4 protein-coding genes are annotated in these 2,450 nt (G+C 63.6%); all 4 read left to right on the forward strand.

The features are described from left to right. A partial coding sequence (locus ACFQ24_RS00060; RefSeq protein WP_380908140.1) for a DUF4262 domain-containing protein occupies positions 1–365 on the forward strand: 365 nt, incomplete at its 5' end. A 25-nt stretch (positions 366–390) separates the two neighbouring features. Next, entirely contained in the window at positions 391–702 is a 312-nt protein-coding gene (locus ACFQ24_RS00065; protein ID WP_062063560.1) for a hypothetical protein, read from the forward strand. A 137-nt stretch (positions 703–839) separates the two neighbouring features. Then, positions 840–1,301 carry a hypothetical protein gene (locus ACFQ24_RS00070; protein ID WP_062063562.1) on the forward strand — a complete coding sequence of 154 codons (462 nt, stop codon included), beginning with the start codon at positions 840–842 and terminating at the stop codon, positions 1,299–1,301. Between the two features lie 15 nt (positions 1,302–1,316). Beyond that, complete coding sequence (locus tag ACFQ24_RS00075; protein WP_062063565.1) at positions 1,317–2,399, forward strand: DUF5983 family protein; 1,083 nt, start codon at positions 1,317–1,319, stop codon at positions 2,397–2,399. Positions 2,400–2,450 lie beyond the last annotated feature (51 nt).

A 2,450-nucleotide genomic window follows, 5' to 3' on the forward strand; every position in this document is an offset into this window, starting at 1 on the left:
CAATCTTCCCCGACGCCGACACGGCGGGCTTCGCCTACACGATCGGCAACGCCCGCCTCGGCCTGCCCGAACTGCTGATCATCGGCAATTTCGCGCCGCACCTGATGGCATCGGTTCTCAACGAAGTCGGTCGGCGAATGCGTCAGGCGGACCAGGTGCCCGACAAGGATATCGATATCGGCGGCGCCTTCCCGATCCGTCCGCGCCTTGCCGGGGCGGCGGCGCGCAGCGCATTCACTATCCAGGTCGGGCGCCTTCTTGGCCATGAGGAATATGCCGTCGTCCAACTCCTTCTGCCCGATCCGATGGGCCTTTATCCGGGCGAGGCGAGGTGCGACCCTCGTTATGACGTGCCCCGCCCATGATGTCCTGCCCTTGAGGAACGCGGCCATGCGCCCGAACGCGAAAGGCCCAAATATGGAACCAGGCCAGCAAAACCGGTTGCCCCTGATCGTCAGGCAAGCCGGATATCCAGACATCATGGTGGAAACGCTCGCGGAAGCGTCGCGCCACTATTGCGAACGCCGCGATCAGACTGGTCTTGGCGCCAGTGCATTCCCGGAAGCCGAGCTCATCCGGGAGGGCATCGTCGTCGGCCGCATCAGCTACAATGGCCGTATCTGGAATCCCATCCCATGGCGACCGGGAGACAGGCCCATCTACGACAACGCAACTTGTCGCGGTGGCGAGCCAGAGAGCTGACATCCGTTTCAGCCAGATCGGGCCCCTTCTTCAAGGACATACAGACCGCCTTCACGACCGGGCTACGAAGCGAAGGGGGGAGGGGGCGTGCGTGAAACCGCGAGCAGTATTGCGCACGCATATGAAGGAAATGCCCGATGGATATGATCACCTGCAGGACCCGCATCAGCGGGCAGGCTCCGCTTTACAGCTATCGGGTCCTGGTCCCGCTGGACCAGCTTGCTCTCCACCGTCGGCACCATGTTGTCATTCTTCATGTCCCGACACCGGCGGGCCGGCAGCCCTGTACCCGGCTCGCCGACGTGCTGGCGCCAGGCCGCTGGTTCGAGCGCTATCTCGCCGTGCATTGCGGCCTGGCCGCGCGCCTCAACCTCGTGTCGCGCCGTGTCGAGGCCATCATCCTGCAGGCCATTTTCCCTGAAATGACCGCGCGTCTCGTTCCGCCGATGCTTCTGCTCGACCATGAGCCTGGCGAGGCCCGCCATCGCGTCTCCGGCATCGATTTCAATGCTGCCTTCGATAGCCTTGCACCCAGGATCGAAACGCTGATCGCCACCGATCTCGGCCTTTGTCGCAACAATCACCGCCGCGCAGCCTGAAGCAGGATTGAGCCCATGACCCGCTATGCCCCCTTTCATCTCGAAATCGCCGCCTGCCTATGGGAGGCGGTCCTGACTTTGCGTGATCGGCCTGCCGCCGAACCCGATGCGCTCGACCGCGCCCTGGCCATCCGCGGAACGTTCGACAGGCTTGGGGCTGAGACCCTGCGTCCCATCATACTCAGCTGGACCGCTACGGTCGAACGGGCATTGCAGGGCCTTGATGACGATTGCCCCTTCGGTCTCGACTGGGCCTATATCGGCCGATGGCTGGCCGAAAGCGTCGACTGGTCCCATCCGCACCACCCGGTCCTGCGTTCCGATGCGGCCGGACAGGACACTGAACAGGCTTGGCCGACCGGTATGGGGGAAGAGCCATCGCCGGGACCGACGGATATCGCCGGCCGCGACGATCACCTCGCTCTGCTGGCGCGGATACGCTCGGCCATCGAATATCCCGAGAACCTCGCACACTCTGCGCGCAGCGAACTGATCGCGGCAATCCACAGCGCCGAGGACCACATCGAACGATCGCCCTTGCCCTGGCCGGTCAAGCTTCATGCCGCCGCTATCGAGCACCGCTACGGCACCAATATTCATGCCGCGATCGATGAGTCATCTCTGGACGCGGAAATCGCCGCCTGGTGCCGCGAGTGGTGGAAAGAAACTGGCGACGAGCGCGATCCCGTCACGCTGGACGATGAAACCGTGATTGCCATCTATTTCGACGGGCACCCCTCGGACGGATGCGCCAAAGACCTACTCCAGGTCACGCCGCCGCTTTTCCACACAAGCCTCGCTCCGAAATCGGTGGAAACCGGACGCTATTGCGTGCTCTCGACCGCGCATCTGACGGTCCAGACCGCCGGCCTTCTCGATGGCTGGGCATCCTGGCCGCCGACCGAGCGGCCGATCGACATCGCCGCCTCCGTCTACGGCTGGTTCATTCCCACCCGTTCGCTCGACGAAGCGCGCCAGACGCAACTGCCGGCAGACCTGCTGCGCCTGATGGCGTTCGGCCGAAGCCGGAGCTTCCAGTTCCTTCTGCTCGATTGCGACGGTGACCGCTCGGATGATCTGCCTGTCCACGACTGGTGATCCTAAAATCGAAAGGAATCCCGATGATTGGAACGCTTGAACGCGCCGCGG

The organism is Sphingobium olei (assembly GCF_042678845.1).
Classification (GTDB): domain Bacteria; phylum Pseudomonadota; class Alphaproteobacteria; order Sphingomonadales; family Sphingomonadaceae; genus Sphingobium; species Sphingobium olei.

Bases quoted from the DNA above. Each gene is read 5' to 3' on its own strand.
- ACFQ24_RS00065 (WP_062063560.1), top strand. From the start codon at position 391: ATGCGCCCGAACGCGAAAGGCCCAAATATGGAACCAGGCCAGCAAAAC.
- ACFQ24_RS00070 (WP_062063562.1), top strand. From the start codon at position 840: ATGGATATGATCACCTGCAGGACCCGCATCAGCGGGCAGGCTCCGCTT.
- ACFQ24_RS00075 (WP_062063565.1), top strand. From the start codon at position 1,317: ATGACCCGCTATGCCCCCTTTCATCTCGAAATCGCCGCCTGCCTATGG.